Origin of the sequence: Methylobacterium sp. ARG-1 (assembly GCF_001262595.1) — a bacterium.
Classification (GTDB): domain Bacteria; phylum Pseudomonadota; class Alphaproteobacteria; order Rhizobiales; family Beijerinckiaceae; genus Methylobacterium; species Methylobacterium brachiatum.
Genome location: NZ_LHCD01000015.1, coordinates 87,477 through 104,676 on the forward strand (window position 1 = coordinate 87,477; position 17,200 = coordinate 104,676).

13 protein-coding genes are annotated in these 17,200 nt (G+C 63.8%); 2 read left to right on the forward strand and 11 right to left on the reverse strand.

The features are described from left to right. Positions 1-17 precede the first annotated feature (17 nt). The gene (locus tag AKJ13_RS15595) at positions 18-1,529 is read left to right on the forward strand and encodes an efflux transporter outer membrane subunit (RefSeq protein WP_160320606.1); all 1,512 of its coding nucleotides are present in this window, start codon (positions 18-20) and stop codon (positions 1,527-1,529) included. 70 nt (positions 1,530-1,599) lie between these two features. Then, complete coding sequence (locus AKJ13_RS15600; RefSeq protein WP_064774634.1) at positions 1,600-3,144, forward strand: MFS transporter; 1,545 nt, start codon at positions 1,600-1,602, stop codon at positions 3,142-3,144. A 542-nt stretch (positions 3,145-3,686) separates the two neighbouring features. Here the strand turns inward: AKJ13_RS15600 and AKJ13_RS15610 are convergent. The 11 genes from AKJ13_RS15610 to AKJ13_RS33255 all read right to left on the reverse strand — a co-directional run bounded on the left by AKJ13_RS15610 (position 3,687) and on the right by AKJ13_RS33255 (position 17,200). After that, positions 3,687-5,000, reverse strand: a complete 1,314-nt coding sequence (locus tag AKJ13_RS15610) for a threonine/serine exporter family protein (RefSeq protein ID WP_050734173.1) — start codon at positions 4,998-5,000, stop codon at positions 3,687-3,689. Then, the gene (gene cydB, locus AKJ13_RS15615) at positions 4,993-5,979 is read right to left on the reverse strand and encodes a cytochrome d ubiquinol oxidase subunit II (protein ID WP_050734174.1); all 987 of its coding nucleotides are present in this window, start codon (positions 5,977-5,979) and stop codon (positions 4,993-4,995) included. The genes AKJ13_RS15610 and cydB overlap by 8 nt, the downstream gene beginning before the upstream one ends. A 5-nt stretch (positions 5,980-5,984) precedes the next feature. Then, positions 5,985-7,397 carry a cytochrome ubiquinol oxidase subunit I gene (locus AKJ13_RS15620; RefSeq protein WP_050734175.1) on the reverse strand — a complete coding sequence of 471 codons (1,413 nt, stop codon included), beginning with the start codon at positions 7,395-7,397 and terminating at the stop codon, positions 5,985-5,987. Positions 7,398-7,505: 108 nt separating this feature from the next. Further along, positions 7,506-9,005, reverse strand: a complete 1,500-nt coding sequence (mqo, locus tag AKJ13_RS15625) for a malate dehydrogenase (quinone) (protein WP_144426268.1) — start codon at positions 9,003-9,005, stop codon at positions 7,506-7,508. 32 nt (positions 9,006-9,037) lie between these two features. Further along, complete coding sequence (locus tag AKJ13_RS15630; protein ID WP_050734176.1) at positions 9,038-9,433, reverse strand: hypothetical protein; 396 nt, start codon at positions 9,431-9,433, stop codon at positions 9,038-9,040. Positions 9,434-9,463: 30 nt separating this feature from the next. Then, complete coding sequence (gene poxB, locus AKJ13_RS15635; RefSeq protein ID WP_050734177.1) at positions 9,464-11,191, reverse strand: ubiquinone-dependent pyruvate dehydrogenase; 1,728 nt, start codon at positions 11,189-11,191, stop codon at positions 9,464-9,466. Positions 11,192-11,534: 343 nt separating this feature from the next. Continuing rightward, on the reverse strand, positions 11,535-12,992 hold the full coding sequence (gene fumC, locus AKJ13_RS15645) for a class II fumarate hydratase (RefSeq protein WP_050734179.1): 1,458 nt from the start codon (positions 12,990-12,992) through the stop codon (positions 11,535-11,537). Positions 12,993-13,569: 577 nt separating this feature from the next. Continuing rightward, on the reverse strand, positions 13,570-14,862 hold the full coding sequence (locus AKJ13_RS30460) for a glycosyltransferase (RefSeq protein WP_082316971.1): 1,293 nt from the start codon (positions 14,860-14,862) through the stop codon (positions 13,570-13,572). 434 nt (positions 14,863-15,296) lie between these two features. Next, on the reverse strand, positions 15,297-16,115 hold the full coding sequence (locus AKJ13_RS30465; RefSeq protein WP_348270941.1) for a methyltransferase domain-containing protein: 819 nt from the start codon (positions 16,113-16,115) through the stop codon (positions 15,297-15,299). Between the two features lie 270 nt (positions 16,116-16,385). Then, the gene (locus AKJ13_RS33250; RefSeq protein WP_348270942.1) at positions 16,386-16,691 is read right to left on the reverse strand and encodes a hypothetical protein; all 306 of its coding nucleotides are present in this window, start codon (positions 16,689-16,691) and stop codon (positions 16,386-16,388) included. 56 nt (positions 16,692-16,747) lie between these two features. Then, positions 16,748-17,200, reverse strand: a complete 453-nt coding sequence (locus tag AKJ13_RS33255) for an SDR family NAD(P)-dependent oxidoreductase (protein ID WP_348270943.1) — start codon at positions 17,198-17,200, stop codon at positions 16,748-16,750.

Here is a 17,200-nt window from a genome sequence, read left to right on the forward strand (position 1 = left end):
CCATAGCCATTAGGGCGGTGGCGGGCCTGCTCGCCGCACTGCCACTCGCGAGCTGCGTCGTTGGCTCGGCTTATCAGCCACCCGTCATTCTCGCCCCCGAGCGCTGGGGCCCGGAGCCAAAGGTCGCGCGCCCGACCCGCCAGGGCGACGAGGCGATCGACCTCCGCTGGTGGCGCAGCTTCCGCGATCCCCTGCTCGCCACCCTCGCCGAGCGAGTTGCCACCGACAACCTCGACGTACGCTCGGCCTACGAGCGCGTGCTCCAGGGGGCGGCCCAGACCCGGGTGGCCGCCGGACAAGGCCTACCGCAGATCGATGGCAAGTCCAGGGAGGACTACATTCGGTTTAGCCGCAACGGATTGACTAGTCTTTTGGTGCCAGCCCCGGGGGCTAAGCCTGATTTCACCCTGTACAACGAGGGCTTTTCATCCTCGTGGGAACTCGATTTCTTCGGACGTATTCGCCATGCTGTCGAGGTGGCCGACGCGCAAGCCCTGGCCTCGGTGGAGGTTCGCCATGGGATCGCCTTGGCCGCGATGGCCGAGCTCGCGCAGGGCTACCTCCGGCTGCGCGGCGCACAGACTCGGCTGGCCATAGCCCGCCGGGACATTACGATCACCGCGCAGAACGTGGCGCTGGTGCAGGAACGCTTTGCCAATGGGGCGGCCAACACCCTTGACCTCGCACAGGCTCGGGCACAGCAGGCGACCATCGCCGCCAGCCTGCCGCTGCTCATCACGCAGGAGGCCAGCCTCATCAACGCGCTCGGCCTCCTGCTTGGCGAGACACCCCGCGCGTTAGAGCCGCAGCTCAAGGCGCCGCGCTTGGTCCCGCGGGTGCCGCGCATCGTACCCGTTGGCCTGCCAATCGATCTCGTGGCACGCCGGCCAGACGTCCGCGAGGCCGAAGCGCGGTTGCGGGCCGCGGTCGCACAGACCGGTGTGGCAGTCGCCAGCTTCTACCCGAGCGTATCGCTCACCGGCATGGTCGACGTTCAGTCGCTGACTCTGGGCCGCCTATTCAAACTTGCTTCCACCGCTTGGCAGGTCGGCCCCTCCGTAACGATTCCATTCTTCGAGGGCGGGCGGCTGAAGGGTACGCTGGCACTACGCGAATCCGAGCAGCGCGAGGCCGCTGTGATATTCCAGAAGGTGGTGCTCACTGCTTGGCAGCAAGTCGACGACGCGCGCACAGCCTACACGCAGGCCCAGCGCCGCCGGGTCGATCTCGCCCGGGCGGTCGTGCAGAACGAGATCGCGGTGGCGGCGGCGCGCCAGCGTTATGTCGAGGGCGCGGCAGACTTCCTCAACGTGAACACCACGCTCTCGCAATTGCTGCAGACCCAAAACGATCTCGCCGACGCGGACGTGCTCATCACCACGACGTTGGTGCAACTGTACCGGGCGCTCGGCGGCGGCTGGGACGTTGCCGATGCCCCGGAGGCTGCACCGCGCCCGCCGCCCGTCATCAGCCCACCGCTCGCCCCCGCGACGCTACTCGACAGTCTCGCAAACGGGCCCGCCCTGTGATCAGCGCTGTCGCACAGGTCGGGTGGACCCCGGACACGATAGACTACCCCGGGTCGGACGCTTGTCGATCATGAACGTCAGACCGCTCATCGGGCTCGCGGGCGTACTGCTCTCGGTCATGGTCGGCGACATCAACGACAGCGCCACGGCGGCGGCGCTGCCCGAGATGCAGGAGGCGCTGGGCATCGGCCACGACGCCGGCACCTGGATCGAAAGCCTGTACCTGTCCGCACAGCCGGTCGGCATGGCGGTCTCGGCTTGGTTCATCCCCACCCTGACGCCCCGCCGCTGGGCGCTCGCCGTCATCGTCCTCGTGGGAGCGACGAGCGCGTTCCTACCGTTCAGCCCGAACGTCGAGGCATTCTACGTTCTGCGCATCCTCCAAGGACTGGCCGGCGGACTGATAACGCCGATCCTGCTCAGCGTGGCCCTGGCCGTGCTCCCGCCGACCCTCCGGCTGTACGGGTTGGCACTCTATGCCCTGACGGCGACCTTCGTCCCCTACCTCTCCGCCAGCGTCGTCGCGTTCTGGCAAGACCTGCTGGACTGGAAATTCGTATTTTACCAGGCCGTGCCCGGCAGCGCCGTCGGCTTCCTGCTCGCGTGGTACGGGTTCCCGCCGGACAAGCCGGATTACGGACGCTTCCGGCAGTTCGACTGGCGCGCGCTCGTGCTGATCATCGTCGGCAGCGGCTCGCTGACCACGATGCTCTATCAGGGCAGCCGGTTCGACTGGTTTAACTCGCCTACCATCTGCATCCTCGCAGTAGTGAGTGTAGTCAGCCTGCCACTGCTTGTGCTGAACGAGTGGTTCCACCCCCTGCCCTTTCTTAAGATCCAGCTGCTCGGGCAGCGGAACTTTTGCTACGGCATTCTGGCCCTGCTACTGTTCATCGTGGCGACGCAGGCGGCCGGGCCGGTGCCGGTGAGTTTCCTCACGCAAGTTCAGGGCTTCCGCCCTCTGCAGGCGCACCTCGTCACCCTGGAGGTAGCCGCCCTGCAACTGCTCTGGCTTCCCCTACTCGCGCTGATCTTGGACCGGGAGAGCGTCGACTCGCGGCTCGTAACTGTGCTCGGCGTCGGCTGCATGGTGTTCGGCGGCATCGGCGCGTCCAATCTCGACGGCACGTGGTACGCGGTGCAGTTCTATCCTTGGCAGATCCTGCAGTCCGCGGGCCAAGCGATGGTCGTCATGCCGCTGCTGCTGATGGCCACGAACACGGTCAAGAAGGTCGAGGAAGGTCCGTTCGCCTCGGCGAACTTCAATTTCACGCGCTCGATCGGCGAGGTGGGCGCGGTCTGGCTCATAGATCTGATCCAGCGGTGGCGGGGTAACCTGCATTACAACCGCCTTTCGGATCAGGCGGGCCTCGACCGATGGCGCACCTTGTCGGGGCCTGGCGTAATGCCCGGCGATCCGCCGACGCTGCTGCCCAACGGTGCGCCGCGCGCTCCGGACAGTCTCGCGCGCTTCGGCAACATGATCCAGGATCAGGCCGAGATCCTCACTTTTAGCGATAAATTCCTGGTTCTGGCAGTGATCATCGGCGCTGTAGCCTTAATCGTCGCTGTATTGCCGAAGCGCACGAAGCCGCCACGGATCGAGCTGGGGTGACGGGGCGGTGTCTACATGCCCCTCACAAGATGGACGCGCGCTAGCACCGAACGACCGAAGGAGGGCCGCGATGGTGTTGGCTGAGAGAGACATCTAGAACCGCGAGCGTGATGCGATGGAACCGCTCGGTCACGAGCCCGCTTTCCGAGGCAGCCTGTTCGGTGGAGGGAATGTTCTCCTCAAGGAGCTTTAAATGACGGTCTCGAAGAGATCGCCTTCGAATGCGAAGGGTGTGCAGATGGTTTTCTTGAATATGCCCAGCACGCTGGCGATCACTTCGATGCTTGTCGCCTCGAAAATGCCCTCCAGGAAGGGGAATTCTAGCGCAGCGAGGATGCACAGGGTTGCCTGAACTAACCGGTTGGCTTTGGACCGAGCTCGTTGCAAGGCTACTGCATGGCTGCGGCCATGGGTGCCGGAAGATCAGATCCGGGAAGGTTACAGGCGCGGGCGGCCCATACCCCAGTAAGGAATGAGGCCGGACGCCGTTGCAGACCCAGGCAGCGGCAACCCGGCCTTACCTTCGCCGAGCCCGGCCGCCCTCAACGTCGATCGCGATCCGCGCCGGCAGGTCGGTGCGTCACCGGCCACAGCGCGTTCAGTATTATCTTGGGGGCGACGAGCCCGATGCCCATGGCTGACAGGACGAGCCCGGCGGTCACAACATTGTCGAGCAGGTCGACCAGCATCGAGGCGGGCGCCTTCAACCCGAGACCGGTGAAGGCGACCGCATCGGACGCCGCCTGGAACATGAAGACTCCGGGGATCAGCGACACGACACAGGCAAAGGCGCAGGCGCCGAACGGCAGCCGGAGGCGCTCCGCGATCGGCGCGATGAGGCTCCCCACCGACAAGCACGCTGCCAACGCGCCGAGTTGGAGGCTCGCCCCGGCGGCGAGCAGCGCCCAGTGGAGGGCATGGGCCAGCATCCCGACGCCAATCAAGGTGGGCAGGCTGCGCCAGGGCATGTTGAAGAACGACCCGTAGGCCGCGACCGCGACACCCGCCGCGACAACGTCGAGGAGCAGGGGGGCGGGGTGGGCCGGACCCGAGTCAGGGAATGGCGTGCCGGTCGCGGCGAGGCCGATCAGCAGGCCCGCACAAATCGCGATGGCGAGGAACGAGGCGAAAGCGAGTCGGAACAGACCGACCGGGATGCGACCGCGCACGAGGTCAATCACACCATTTAGGAAGTGGGGGCCGGGCACGAGCACCATGCAGGGGCAGGCCACGACGAGGCGCTGGGCGACATCGAGGCCGAGCATTCCGATCACGCCCCCTCCGGTCCCGGCGAGGAGAGCTGCCGCAAAGGGCTGTAGGAAGGGGTTGCCGCTGAGATGCGACAAGGCGCGGCGCAGCCAGGCCCCGGCCCCCGCTAGGAGGGCAATCAGGCCCAGCGTGAGGAGGGCATGCGCGCCAAACACCACGCCGAGCGCTGCGGCCCCCGCTGCGGCCATCGCAGTGAACCGGAACAGCGGGACCGGATGCCGAGTCCCAATGACCTGCAGCGCGCGTGTGGCGTCCCCAACGCCCAGCCGTCCCGCGCAGACCGCATCGACGACCGACTCCGCAGCGATGACCCGGCTGATATCGACTCCGGAGGGTTCGGTGAACACAGCCTGCACGCCGGACTCGTCGTCACGCCGGATCGTCGATACCCCCCAGGCGATCGCGATCTCTACCTCGTAGCCGAAGGCGTGCCCCAGCCGCGCGAGGGCGATATGGGTCGCTTCACTGGTCTGGCCGTTCGCGAGAAGAATCGTCGCGACCTCCGCGAGCAGCGCAGATTCGCCCGCGCGGTCCGCATCGGGCCGGGCGGCAGCCTCCGCGAGACGTACCGAGACGGGCTCAGTCATACCCCTCCGCCACGCTCACCTTTCCCTTGAACACCCGGTAGACGACTAGGGTGTAGACCAGCGTGATCGGCAGGACCACGACGCCCGCCCCCCAGAACATGAAGGACAAGCTCGCCTCCGGCGCCGCCGCCTCGGTCACGGTGATCGAGAAGGGCACCATGTAGGGCAGGAACGAGGCCGCGAGCGTCGCGAAGGCGACGGCGAAGATCAGCGCCACCAGCGGGAACGGCAGCGCGTCGATCCGGCGCCGGGTCGCGTAGAGAAGTCCGGCGCAGGCCGCCGCGCCCACAAGCGGCAGGACCAGCATCCTGGGCCGTTCGATCCAGCGGTGCAGCACCCGCAGGTTCATCGCCAGCGCGTATGCGAAGGCCGCGCCAAGGAAGACCAAGACACCGAGGAGCAGCCGCGGCAGTAGACGGAATCCGAGGTCGCGCACGTCGGTCTCGGTCTTGTTACACAGCCACGCCGCGCCGAGCAGCGCGTAGCCGAGGCACAGGCCAACTCCGCAGAGCAGCGCGAAGGGCGACAGCCACGCGAAGGGGCCGCCGACATAGTGGCCGTCCCGGATCGGAAGTTCCTGGACAAGCGCCCCGACGGTCGTGCCCTGCACGAAGGCGGCGCAGGAGGAACCGCCGACGAACCCGGTATCCCAGACCTTGCGAAGCCGTCGGGATTTGTAGCGGAACTCGAAGGCGACGCCGCGCAGGATCAGCGCCGCCAGCATCAGCAGCAGCGGCAGATAGAAGGCTGAGAGCAGCAGGGCGTAGACTAGGGGGAATGCGCCGAACAGGATCGTGGCGGCCAGTACGAGCCAGGTCTCATTGCCGTCCCAGACCGGGGCGATCGCCTGCATCATGTGACGGCGCGCGGTCTCGCTGGGGGCAATTCCGAACAGCATACCGACACCGAGGTCGAACCCGTCGAGCAGCACGTAGAGCATCAGAGTGAGGGCAAGGGCGGCGGCCCAGAACTCGATCATAGCCATCACTCCGCTGGCGTGCCGCTAAAGGCGCCGGGAATGTTGCCCGGCGCTGCCAAAGGTCGCTTCGGATTGGCGGCGCTGCTGCCATTGTCTGGCGTCGGCAGGATGCCAGCCTTGAGCATTCGATAGATGTAGACAGTGCCGGCGGCGAAGATCAGCGCGTAGACCGCGCCGAACACGATGAGGGACGTCGCCACCTGCGGCGAGGTCAGGATCGGGGTTGCTGCGTCGGCGGTCCGCAGTTGGCCGTAGACCGTCCAGGGTTGGCGCCCGACCTCAGCGGTGAACCAGCCGGTCAGCGACGCGACGAACCCTAGGGGAAACGACAGGAAAATCGCCCATTGCAGCCAGCGCGCCCGCTCCAGCTGCCCGGTAGCGTAGAAAGCGATCCCGCCCCAGGCGAGCGCCAACATCAGCAGCCCACAGCCGACCATGACCCGGAAGGCGAAGAAGGGTATCAGCACCGGCGGCCGGTCGGTCTCCGGGATGTCCTTTATGCCGATTACCTTGCTGGTCAGGGAGCCGTCGTCGATCAGGCTGCCGGCGGGGGCCGGCAGGGCGATGACGAAGTGGTTCTTCTCCTGTGCCTCGTCGGGCCACGCGAACAGGATCTCGCCCGCTGGAGCATGGCTCTCCCAATGGCCCTCGATGGCGGCGATCTTCGAGGGCTGATGTCTGACGACGTAGTCACCTGTCAGGTGACCGAAGAAGAGCTGCAGTGGCACCAGCAGGCAGGCAAGGCCAAGACCCATGCGGATCATGGCGTGGGCTTCGATCCGGTCGCTGCCGCGCAGCATGTACCACGCCCCCGTCGCCGCTACGCAGAAGCTGGTGGTGACGTAGGCGGCCAGGACCATGTGTGGGAAGCGGACCCAGACGACCCCGTTGAAGATGATCTTCCACCAGTCCGTCGGTTCGAACACCCCGTCGGAGCGCAAGGAAAAGCCGGTCGGGTACTGCATCCACGAGTTGTTCACGAGGATCCAGAACGATGACAGGCTGGTGCCGAGGCAGACCATCAGGCATGCGAACAGGTAGAACCAGCGTGGGACCCGGGCGCGGCCGAACATCAGCACGCCGAAGAACGAGGCCTCCAGCGCGAAGGCCGTGAAGCTCTCGTAGCCGAGGAGTGGCCCCTGGATCGACCCGGTGCGGCGGGCGAGTTCGCTCCAGTTGGTGCCGAACTGGAACGCCATGACGATGCCGGAGACGACGCCGAGCCCGAACGCAACGGCGAAGATCTTGAGCCAGAAGTCGAACAGGCGGTCGTAGACCGGCTCGCCCGAGATCATCGCCCGTGCCTCGAGAATGGCAAGCCACGCCGCCAGACCGACCGTGAAGGCCGGGAAGATGATGTGAAAAGAGATCGTGAAGGCGAACTGGATGCGAGAGAGCATCAGTGCTGAGAGATCCATCAGTCCTTGCCTTCTGAGCAGGAGGTGCCCTCCGCCGACTAGGAAGCCGACACAGCTTGCGGCAGGACGAGAGGGGAAGCGGCGCGGCTCTCATCCCTCTCGAAGGAATCAGATATTCTCGATTTTAAGGATCGGCGCCGTTTCAGCCCGGGTCCGTCGGCAAGCCTCCGCGTCCTGCTTGAGATCAATTCCGTAGGTCGGGATCACGGTCTGGAGGCGCGGCAACCAGCCCTCTGGCGTCAGCCGGTCAGCGAAGCACTTCTCGAGGACTTCGACCGCGATGAAGGCACCCGGCGAGGCACCGAGCAGTGCGCAGAGCGAGTTGTCGGCGGAGGCGACGAGCTCGGTGCCGAACTCAAGACGGCCTTGCTTTAGTGGGTTATTTTCACCTGTCGGCTTAATCGTCTGCACCCGCTGGTCGGCTACCGCCTCCGTCCAGTCTTTCTTCATCGCCTTCGGGAAGTACCCCTTAAGAGTCGCGAATTGGTGCGCGGAACTCTGGAGCACCTGACCCACCAGGTACTCGGTAAGCGCCACGTTGTCCTTGGCGACGTCGAGCAGCGGCACGATGTTTTGCGGGGTCAGCGCGGTGAACAGGTCGGTCAGGGAGCCGTGCTTGAGGAAGCGCGTTGAGAAGCCGGCATAGGGGCCGAACAGCAGCGAGCGCTTGCCCCCGATAATGCGAGTGTCGAGGTGAGGCACCGACATCGGCGGCGAGCCCGAAGCCGCCTTGCCATAGACCTTGGCGTGGTGGCGCTCGCTGACCGCGTCGACGTCGCAGCGTAGCCAGATGCCCGAGACCGGGAAGCCGCCATAGCCGCGTCCCTCCGGGATTTTCGATGCTTGCAGCAACGGCAATGATCCGCCGCCCGCGCCGATGAACACGAACTTCGCCGTCACGGTCTGGCGCGTGGCATCGTAAGTATCCTCGACGGTCACGGCCCAGCGGCCGTCATCAACCCGGTCGAGGGCGACGACCTTCCGGTTGTAGTGAACTGCGAAGCCGGGCTGCATTGCGAGCTGCCTAACGAGCAGGTGCGTGAGCGCGCCATAATCAACATCCGTTCCGGTAATGATTCGCGTTGCAGCGATCGGCTCGCCTGCTGCGCGACCCTCGATGATCAGCGGCGCCCAGCCTTTGATGACTTGCGGATCCTCACTGTACTCCATGCCGTGGTAGCAGTGATGCTCCGACATCTCCGCGTAGCGCGCCTTGAGGAAGGCGACGTTCTCGGCCCCCCAGACGAAGCTCATATGCGGGCAGGGATGGATGAAGGCGCGGGGATCGGGAATTTCACCCTTCCGCACAAGATGCGCCCAGAGCTGACGCGAGATGTCGAACTCGGTGTTGACCTCGAGCGCCTTGGCGATGTCGACGCTGCCGTCCGCGCGTTGCGGCGTGTAGTTCAGCTCGCAGTTGGCCGCGTGACCGGTGCCGGCGTTGTTCCAGCCCTGTGAGCTCTCCAGACCGCAATCGTGCAACGTCTCGAACATTGCGAGCCTCAGCGAAGGCTCCAGCTCCTTCAGAACGGTGCCGAAAGTCGCGCTCATAATGCCGGCGCCGATCAGCACCACGTCGGGATTGTCGTCGTAACTCATGTCGACCATCGCGGGCCTCCTGGCACCAGGTTCGAGGGATCTCACTGGCCGTTCGGGACGAAGGGCAGCCTGGCCTCGGCGCCCGGCGCGAGGATCACGTAGGCTCGGCACCAGGGCTCGTCGTCGACGAGCCGCCAGGAATGGCCGGAACCCGTGGTGTCCTCGGCGATGAGGATGTCGCCGGGGCGGATCGTGAAATGCGCGCCGCTTTTCGTCAGGAAGTCGAGGGTGCCGCGCAGGGTGATGACGAACTGCCGGGTCGGAGCCGGATGCCACGCATAGGTGCCGCCGGCCTGCGTCTCCCGGAAGGAGATCGAGACGACGTCGGTCGTGCCGCTGAGGATGTCGCCGCGCTCGCCCTCGGATAGGTCGATCGCGCCCTCTTCAAAGCATGAATTGTCGTCGTCATCGGTCCAGATGCGAACGCAGCGGATCATTGGGCTGAACTCCAGCTTGTGATGAGCGCCTCAGCGCCAGAGGTTGGTCTCGGCGAGGTCGATGATCTCGGTACCGCGCCCGTCGATCACTGCCTTGGCGAGCCACAGTCCGAAACCCATGGCCTGCTCGACGCCGATCTTCGGCGGCATAGCCAGTTCCTGGCGAGCCGAGACGACATCAAGCAGGGCCGGCCCATCGTGGGCTAGCAGCACCTGCATCGCGTCCGGTAGAGCGGCCGGATCCTCGACGCGCCGGGCGAAGATGCCGGCCCCGCGGGCCATGGCGGCGAAGTCCGGGTTCACCAGCGCGACGCCGGTCTCGAGGAAGCCCGCGGCCTTCATCTCTAGCTCGACGAAGCCGAGCGTGCCGTTGTTCAGCACCACGATCTTCACCGGCAGCCTGTGCTGGTTGAGGGTCAGCAGGTCGCCCATCAGCATGGCGAAGCCACCGTCGCCGGAGAACGACACCACCTGCCGACCCGGATAGGCCGCCTGCGCGCCGATCGCCTGCGGCAGGGCGTTGGCCATGGAGCCGTGGTTCAGCGAACCGATCAGCCGACGCTTGCCGTTCATCGCGAGGTAGCGCGCTGCCCAGATCGTCGGCGTGCCGACGTCGAAGGTGAACACCGCGTCCTCGGAGGCCGCCTCGCTGAGCGTCCGGGCGACGTATTGCGGGTGGATCTTGCCGCCCGGCTTGCCCACCGCCAGCGCGTCGAGCCCGGCGCGAGCCTTGCGGTAATGGGCGAGGCTATCATCGAGATGTGCCCCGTCGGTCTTCGCCTGCAGCTTCGGCAACAGCGCCGTGATCGTTTCGCCGACGTCGCCGATCAGGCCGAGATCGATCCGGCAGTGGCGCCCGAGGCTCTCGGCCCGTAGGTCGATCTGCGCGACCTTGGCAGTCTCGGGGTAGAACTGGCGGTAGGGGAAGCCGGTGCCGAGCAGCAGCAGGGTGTCGCAGTCGAGCATCGCCCGGTAGCCCGAGGAGAAGCCGATCAGGCCGGTCATGCCGACGTCGTAGGGATTGTCCCACTCGACATGCTCCTTGCCGCCGAGCGCGTGGACGACCGGCGCCTTCAGCGCCTCGGCGAGCTGCAGCAGCTCCGCGTGGGCGCCGGCGCAGCCGCGGCCGCAGAACAGCGTGACGCGGTCGGACCCGTTGAGGATGCTGGCAAGCGCGTCGAGATCGGCGTCGCGCGGACGCACAACGGCCGGGGATGGCACAAGCGCCGCCGAGAGTTCGGGCGCCTCGCTCGGCATGGCCATGAGGCCGACATCGCCCCGGATCACCACCACGGCTACCCCGCGCTCGGCGATGGCGACGCGGATCGCGGTCTCGATCACCCCGGGCAGTTGCGCGGGCGAGGAGACCAGCTCGCAGTAATGGCTGCACTCCTGGAACAGGTTCTGCGGATGCGTCTCCTGGAAGTAGCCGCGGCCGATCTCCGCCGACGGGATCTGCGCTGCGATGGCCAGCACGGGCACGCGAGAGCGGTGCGCGTCGAACAGGCCGTTAATGAGGTGCAGGTTGCCCGGCCCGCAGGATCCGGCGCAGACCGCGAGCTCGCCGGTCAGGTGCGCCTCGGCGCCGGCCGCGAAGGCTGCACTCTCCTCGTGGCGGGTGTGGATCCAGGCGATCGAGCCGTCCTGGCGCAGGGCCTCGGTCAGCCCATTGAGGCTGTCGCCGACCACGCCGTAGATCCGCTTCACATCAGCTTGCGCCAGGGCCTGGACCATCAGGTCCGCCACCTTCTTCGCCATGCTGCACCCCTCCTCTTCAGACCGCATCGGCTTCGTGCCGGATCACTTCGGGCTGCAGCCGATGCAGATGCTGTCGTCGACTCGGTCCATCGCGCGCTCGTCGCGTGTGAGTCGATCGGCGTGCTCGATCGTGGTCGGGCTCGCGGCGCGGTCGGGCGGCATCGTCGTGCCAGTGGCCGTCGTATTCGGGGCCGTCTGGGTCGAAAGGGGTCCACTCCCGGTCCCGGTCTGGTCCACCTGCGCTTGAGCTTGGGCAGCGGTCAGGAAGAGTGCAGCTGTCAGTATGGTGCGCATAGTAGACTCTCATGGAACCTAAGGAGTCGAAGACCGGCGTCGGGCGCTCCTAGGCTCCGGCTAGCCCGTGGCCGATCATGGTCCTGGGGTCGCAGACCGCGTCGAAGCGCTCAGCCGGAACGCCCTCGGCCAGGGCGGCCTCGCGCAGCGTCGTGCCCGCGCCGTTGGCGCGGTGGGCAATCTTGGAGGCGAGGTCGTAGCCGATCACCGGCGACAGGGCCGTGACCAGCATCAGTGACTGGCTCACGGTCTCGTCGATGCGCTTCCGATTGAGCTCGGTGCCCTCGACCGAGAAGGTCCGGAACTTCTCACAGGCATCGCCCAGCACGCGGATCGAATGCAGCGTGTTGTTGATGATGATCGGCCGCATCGCGTTCAGCTCGAAATTGCCCTGCGAGCCCGCGAACGCGACGGCATTGTCCTCGCCGATCACCTGGATGCAGACCATCACCATGGCCTCACACTGGGTCGGATTGACCTTGCCGGGCATGATTGATGAGCCGGGTTCATTAGCCGGCAGAAGCAACTCGCCGAGGCCGCAGCGCGGGCCCGAGGCCAGCCAGCGCATGTCGTTGGCGATCTTCATCAGCGCGACCGCGAGTCCACGCACCGCCGCCATGGCGGCGACCATGGCGTCCAGCGACCCTTGCGCGGCGAACTTGTTGGGCGCGGTGACGAAGGGCTTGCCGGTCAGTTCGGCGATCTGGCCGGCGATCTCCGCGCTGAAGCCCTCCGGGGCGTTGAGCCCAGTGCCGACCGCGGTGCCGCCGGCCGCGAGCCTGTAGAGGCCGGCGCGCGATGCCGCGACCAGTTTTAGCGCGTCGCGCATCTGCTCCACGTAGCCAGACCATTCCTGGCCGACCGTCAGCGGAGTCGCGTCCTGGAGGTGGGTCCGGCCAGTCTTGACCACGTCCATCCAGGCCTGAGCCTTGGCGTCGATCGCGTCGGCCAGCGCGTGCGCTTGCGGGAAAAGGACCTCGTCGAGCTCCATAACCGTGGCGATGTGCATCGCGGTCGGGAAGGTGTCGTTCGACGACTGGCCCATGTTGACGTGGTCGTTCGGGTGAACCGGGCTCTTGGAGCCGAGTTCACCACCGAGGAGCTGGATTGCACGGTTCGACAGCACCTCGTTGACGTTCATGTTAGACTGGGTTCCGGACCCGGTTTGCCAGACGTAGAGCGGGAAGTTCGCGTCGAGCTTGCCCGCGATCGCCTCGTCGGCGGCCTGGACGATGGCCTGCGCGCGCCACGCCTCCAGGCGCCCGGCGGCGGCGTTGACCAGGGCGGCTGCCTTCTTGACGTAGCCGTAGGCGTGGTAGACGCGCTTGGGCATACGATCGTCGCCGATCGAGAAGTGCTGGAGCGAGCGCTGCGTCTGCGCGCCCCAGTAGCGGTCCGCCGGCACGTCGATCTCGCCCATCGAATCCGTCTCGCGGCGCATCCCGGTAGCTGTGATTCCGATCAATACATGGCGAAGGACAAGATGGTCCAAGCTAGGTGCGTTCATCGTCAACCTCATCGGTGTCGGGGCCTGAGACCTGGGCAAGTGAAGCTCCTCAAATACCCCTCCCCAATTGCGTCAGGGCAAATAGTTTACCCATGCAGCTAATGTTAGAAGATTAAAGACCCAAAACAATTAAACTTTACGCAATAATCGGAGGTTCACGCGAATATTTATACGCACTTAATTTTTCGAAAATGAGATTTGGAAGTCGATTCCGCATTGTATAATATTTCATTCGATCGATAAACTTATAAGCAAAATGCCTCCAAATAGATCATTCCAGCAATTGCAATGCGGCTAAGCAGAGCCCACAGCCGAATATGGCGCAGTTGTCCCGCTCAAGCGTTGCCCCCAGTGTTGCTACTAGCTGGAGGAGCATGCGGGGCTACAATTTGGCGCTTGGACGTGATGCTTGTTTCGCTATGCGTTCTTACCAGAAGGAAATGAGCCGCTCTCCGCCCGACCAGTTATACATTTCCTAACTCATTGCCCGTCCGGCGGTGGCCATACCTACAAACCGTATTGAACCAAGCGCTGAATTCGTACACGTCTCCTCGAGCAAATCTGCCGTACACGTCTTCTAGGGCCGAGTTCGACTGAGTTCGTCGATGATGGCGAATACCTCCCTCGCCGCATCGAGCTCGCCGAACCTAGCGGCCATTGCCCGTGCCCTAGCTCGGAAGCGACCTGACACCAGCACCTTGGTGACTGCTGAATTTAAAGACTCTGGCGTTGGGCTGTTAGAAGCCAAATTAATGCCAGTGCCGGACCAGGCAACGCGCGCGCCAACCTCCGCCTTGTCCTCGCTCAATCCCGACACTACGAGTGGAATGCCCCTGGCAAGCGCCATCGATACTGTTCCATAACCACCGTTTGTGACCAGAGCGTCGATTTTTGGCAGCAAGTGATCGAACGGCAGGAATTTCGCCAGCCGAACGTTCCGAGGAACATTGATTGCGATATCTTCTACTGGACGCCCCCCAGTGGTCACAACCACGAGCAGATCGTCACGGCTCGCGAGCGCGGTCAAGGTCGGCTCGATAAGCTGGCTGAAGTCGGCATTCGCTACTGTTCCCTGTGTGACCAGAACAACCTGCCGACTACCGTCGAGGTCCTCCCACCAAGCCGGGAGCGGCGTAGTCGCCGGCGCAGGTGGCAATACGCCAATGAAACGGACATGCTCTGGTAAGGCGAAGAAGTCGTATTCGAAGGCTGGAGCTGTCGGCATTAAGTAAGCGTCGCAATGCATGACACGCTCCTGCATCAGCGATCCTTCGAGCGGCGGCAAGCCTTGCGCAAGAAGTAGATTATTCGTGTAGGAACGGACCGGTTCGAACGAGGCATCGACCTGAGCGGCGAGTTTCGCATAACGATGTCGTGTCGTTGCATCGCTAGCTGGGGGCAAACCTAGCCACAGGGGCGCGCCATCGGGACGATCCAGAGGCAAGAAGCTCACTCCGACAGTGATAAGTGGCGGTCGCCGGTTTCGGTTGTCGAGGAAGAGCGGCGTTGAACCGCAAAAGATTTGGTCCACGACGACCACATCAGGCTTCTCGCTATCGATCAGGGCGTGGAGCGTGTGGGCCTGAGCCGGCATCGGGTCGAGGAAGACTCGCTTGAAGACGTACCCCTCCCGCGCAGGGCCAGGAGGCAGCTGCTCCCGATCCGGCAAAATCTCGTCGATGCGACCGAAGTCGAGATCCGCTTCGGCCGCGAGGGGGGCAAAGCGCACGCCAGCATCAGTCACTCGAGACGCGAGCGACGTGCCAGTGGTCAAAACAATGTCGTCGCCCCTCGATTGAAGAAGGCGTGCGATTGCCAGGAGTGGGTTGAGATGCCCAACTGCAGGAGTTGACGCCATCAGGATTTTCAATTTGGGAATTCCGATTTGGTCGTGGACTAGATCGAACGTGATGTGTGGATAGCGACGAAACCATATGCATGGAGCTTCTGCACAATGCTTTCGCCGAGCCGTTGAGAAGCGCTGGCGGCGACTTCGAATGTCCAGAGAGGCGTGACTCTCAATCTCACGCCTGCGTTTTCACAAGCTTGTAAAGCGCAGAGCCCAGGTGCTGAACTCCCTATCTTCGATCAACGGCCGATTGAAAATGCACAGCTATCGCGATGGGGCTCCGCGGTTGAGCGGGATGGGGATGATGGCAATGGAAAGGGGTTATCGAAGGCCGAAGGCTATGGTCTGCCGCCGCTCCCACAGGTTCGCTTCCACGCGTGACACCGCATAAAATGTCTCGAAGATGGCGATAGACGAGCGCCGCGCACGCTTCGGCCTCCATGACGTTATACGGATCAGCTCTTCTCCAAATCGACGCGCGACCAGGCGCACCACTGATCTGGACTGGCTACCTGACTGGCGCAGGCGGAAAGTGCGCGATCAAGCTCCTGAATCAATTCCTCCGTCTCAGCTGCATCGCTGGGCCGTGTCCTTTCGATTATGGTGGCACGCGTCAGAGCCAGCCATCTAGCGATCTGGGATGCGGAGCCGCCAGAGCACAACCGTTCACACGTCAGTTCAGGCGCGGGCAGGCCTGCGGCTTTGAAAACCGAGCACAACCGAGAAGCCACGTCAGGGCTCGGGAGTGCCGTCCGCAGCGCCCGCATGACATCGTCATTAATTTGCGAAAAGAGCTCGATCTCAGGCCTCGCTGTGAAGTTTGTAGTATCGTCGATCTCGTGGAAGGCGATTCGGCCACCCATGCGCAATTTGGACTTAAGCGAACTTATGAACCCAGCTGGATCTGCCTGAAACAAAAGTACGTATCGGCCGACAATAACATCAAAAAGCCTTGGATCCTCGAACGTTTCGACCTTGCAAGCGATGAACGCCACGTTGTTCAGCCCAGCCGCAGCGGCTCGCGCCGTAGCAGTCTCAACTGCGATGGATGACTCGTCCAGCCCGACAACTGAGCCTTCAGGTCCGACCAGGTCCACCGCAAGCATTGATACATCTCCCGCGCCACTGCCGACATCGAGCACGCGCATGCCGGGTTCCAGACCGGCTGCGAGCAAGAGGCGGCGTGTGATAGGCCGCAAGATGGTCGCTTGTGTGATCAACCGCTCTATCTCGTGTTCAGAATGCCCTAGCAAGTAGGATTGATCTGATTTCAAGCGATTAGCTCCAGATTCATGTCCCGTTTATATTAAACGGCTGATTTGAAAAAGCTCTGTCCGACCTAAGTTGGATCCGAGGACCGCAGCCGAATGTCAGAACTGTGCGCGGCGGGAGTTGAGCGTCTCTCAACGAAAGTTGAAAGAACATCTCTCCGGTCTACAGAAGAGGCATCGCCAGAGGCAGTGATAAGCAGCGTTTGGCTTCCACGATGGAAACACGCTCGTAGTTGCGGTCTAAATAAAAGATTTGGCCTCGAACCATGAGCGTCAGCTGATGAAAAGGTCTTCCGTCAGCGGCACTCCTTGCTTAATCGCATAGTGTTCGAAGTCGGCCATGCCAGCAAGACGCAGTACGTCTTCGTCAATAAAGAAGTTGCTTGTGCAGGAGCGACCCTCCCGGGTGAGGATGACATGGGCTGCATCGGCCATGATCTGCGGAGACCAACCCGCGCCGGCTGCCTTTCCTAGCATCCCGAGGGCTGCGGTCTCGATCAGTGTGCGGGGCCAGAGCGCGTTCACGGCGATACCCTGCTCGCGTAGTTCATCTGCGAAACCGAGCACGGTCATGCTCATGCAGAACTTCGACATCGTGTAGGCAAGATGGTCGCCGAACCAGCTTTGCACTAGGTTCAAGGGGGCGAGAGCGTTAGCACGTGCGGATTTTCCGCCTTTTTTAAATAAGGAAGACAGGCTTTTGTGATCGCAAAGGTGCCGCGCGCATTGATGTCGAACATTAGGTCGAAGCGTCTCATAGATATATCCGCTGACTTCGACAGGGCGATCGCACTCGCGTTGTTCACGACTATATCGATCCCGCCGAAATGCTCCGCCGCATGGTGGGCGGCCCTGTCGACAGCGCTGTCGTCGCGGATATCTACGGCAAGTGGCAGAGCACTTCCGCCGGCAGCCTCGACCTCGGCTGCCACTGAATGGATCGTTCCGGGCAGTTTGGAATGAGGGTCGCTAGTCTTCACTACAATGGCGACATTGGCTCCGTCCGCCGCAGAGCGAAGCGCTATTGCGCGGCCAATCCCGCGGCTCGCCCCCGTGATGAAGAGCGTCTTGCCCATCAGCGTCGCCAT